Source organism: Streptomyces sp. NPDC004561, from assembly GCF_053602155.1.
Window position 1 is genome coordinate 1 of the sequence record NZ_JBSGDB010000808.1, and the last position, 2,278, is coordinate 2,278.

At 74.0% G+C, this 2,278-nt stretch carries 3 protein-coding genes; all 3 read right to left on the minus strand.

Annotated features, from left to right (window positions below; all coding sequences use genetic code 11):
• Positions 1 to 157, minus strand: a 157-nt coding sequence (locus ACWEN3_RS45545; RefSeq protein WP_452984220.1) for an aldehyde dehydrogenase family protein, incomplete at its 3' end; no start/stop codon positions are given.
• A complete protein-coding gene (locus tag ACWEN3_RS45550) occupies positions 144 to 908 on the minus strand; it encodes a hypothetical protein (protein WP_452984216.1) in 765 nt (254 codons plus the stop codon). The genes ACWEN3_RS45550 and ACWEN3_RS45545, both read right to left, overlap by 14 nt.
• A 168-nt stretch (positions 909 to 1,076) precedes the next feature.
• Positions 1,077 to 2,278 (minus strand): molybdopterin oxidoreductase family protein (locus ACWEN3_RS45555; RefSeq protein WP_452984218.1); only part of this gene is annotated, 1,202 nt, incomplete at its 5' end.

Genomic DNA, 2,278 nt, shown 5'->3' on the forward strand with positions numbered 1-2,278 from the left:
GCTTCAGGTCGTTCCCGCACAGCGAGGCGACCCGGCGGCCGGCCGCGGTGGAGCCGGTGAAGGTGACCTTGTCGACGCCGGGGTGGGTGACGAGGGCCGTCCTGGTGAGGCGGTAGACGCGGGTCCGGTACCAGGGCCTGCGCCTACGCGGCGCCATGGGGCCGCCGGCGGATGAGCCGGACGTACACGGCGCCGCAGACCGCGACCAGGCCCACGGCCACCGCGGCGGTCACCGGGGAGTACGCGGCGGCCGTGTCGACGAGACCGCCGCCGCCCGCGTGCACCCCGCCCTTGGGCGGGCCGTTGTTGTCGTTCTGGCCCCAGCCCGCGCCGTTGCCGTTCTGCTGCTGGCGGTCCTCGATCTGCCCGCGCTGGCTGTTCTCCCCGCGCTCGCCGTTCTGACCGCGCTCGCCGTTCTGACCGCGCTCGCCGTTCGGGCCGCGCTCGCCGTTCGGGCCGCTCGCGGCTTCGTGCTGGCCTTCGTGCTGGCCGTCGCGGCAGTTGACCCGGAAGACCTTCTCCTTCGTGGCGCCGCCGACGACCCACGTGATCTTGTACTGTCCGTCCGCCAGGCCCAGCGGGTCGGTGTGCCCGGCGCCCCCGGCGAGCTGGACGATGCCGGTCACGGTGGCCGCGCTGGGCAGCGGTGGCTGCGCCTGGATGGTGTAGCCGATGCTGGGCAGGACGTCGAAGTTGACCGCGTCCAGGTAGAACCTGCACACCAACGGGTCGTCCTTGCCACCCGTCGCCGGAAATCCCTCGGCGCGGTGGACCCTGATGTCGCCGTTCTCCCCCTGGGCCACCGCGTTCGGCGCGGCCACCCATGACGCGCCCGCCGCGGCGAGGGCGGTGAGGACGACACTGGCGCCCGCGCGGGAGAAGGTACGTGGAAGTGTCAGGGTGGCCATGCAAGCTCCTCCGAGTTAGACGATTTTCATACAAATCGACCTTTCGTTGGGACTCTCACGCATGCGCGCCGCGACTCGCGGCACCGATGCCCGGCGCGTCGCCGGATATCGCCCGTGCGGCGCAATTCGGGCGGCGGCGTCACGCCCTGAAACGCCGTCGGCTAGGGGTCAGGAGCCTGCGCTCAGCTCGACCGGTATCCCGTTGAGGACCGCGTTGCCGGAGAGCGGGTCGAGCAGGCTGCCGTCGAGGAGCTGGTTGACGTTCACGCCGGGGGCGGTGGAGGCGTGGCCGAGGCGGGTGCCGGGGCGGTCGTGCCCCCAGCCGTGCGGCAGACTCACCACGCCCGGCCGGACGCCGTCGGTGACCTCGGCCGGCGCCACCACCTCTCCCCCGGCGCCCTTGACGCGTACGTCCGCCCCGTCCCGGACGCCGAGACGGGCCGCGTCCTCGGGATGGATGTGCAGGGTGCAGCGGTTGCTGCCGCCGGTGAGCGCCGGGACGTTGTGCATCCAGCTGTTGTTGGAGCGCAGGTGGCGGCGGCCGACGAGGACGAGTTCCGCGGGGCGCTCGCGCAGGGCCCCGCGCAGCCGGGGCAGGTCGGCGGCGATGGGCTCGGGCAGCAGCTCCACCTTGCCGCTGCGCGTCCTGAGCGGCTGCGGCAGGCGCGGGCGCAGCGGGCCGAGGTCGATGCCGTGGGGCTCGGCGAGCAGCCCGGCCAGGGTCAGCCCGCCGGGCCGCGCGCCGAAGCCGTCGCCGTAGGGGCCGAGGCGCAGCATCATGTCGAGCCGGCGCTCTGGGCCGGTGTCGCCGGTGAGCAGGCCGGCGAGTTCACGCGGGTCACGGCCGTGCACCGGCGAGTGCTCGTCCCGCACGGCCTTGCCGAGGGCCTGGTCGACGACCATGGCGTCCACGGCGGCCGGGTCGGCTCCGTGCATGCCCGTGGCCGCCAGGGTCAGCCGGGCGAGGATCTCGGTCTCGGCCATGCGGCCGGGCTCCAGCGGGACGGCGGGGCGGGTGTAGCGGACCTGGTTGCGCACGGCGAGGGTGTTGAACGCGAAGTCGTGGTGCGGGCTCTGGGAGGGCGGCGGCGGGGGCAGCACGACGTCGGCGTGGCGCGAGGTCTCGTTCAGGTAGGGGTCGACGCTGACCATGAAGTCGAGGGAGTCCAGGGCCTTGTCGAGGCGGTCGCCGTCGGGCGCGGAGAGCACCGGGTTGGCGGCCACGACGATCAGCGCGCGGATCGGCTCGCCCTCCTCGGTCGCGGTGTCGATCTCCTCGGCCAGCGCCGAGAGCGGCAACTCGCCCTTCGCCTCGGGCAGTTGCCGTACCCGGGAGTGCCAGCGGCCGAGTGCGAAGCCCCGGCCGGGGC

What these genes read in the sequence shown, in the direction of transcription:
- ACWEN3_RS45550 (WP_452984216.1), bottom strand. Translation starts at nt 908, where the DNA reads ATGGCCACCCTGACACTTCCACGTACCTTCTCCCGCGCGGGCGCCAGT.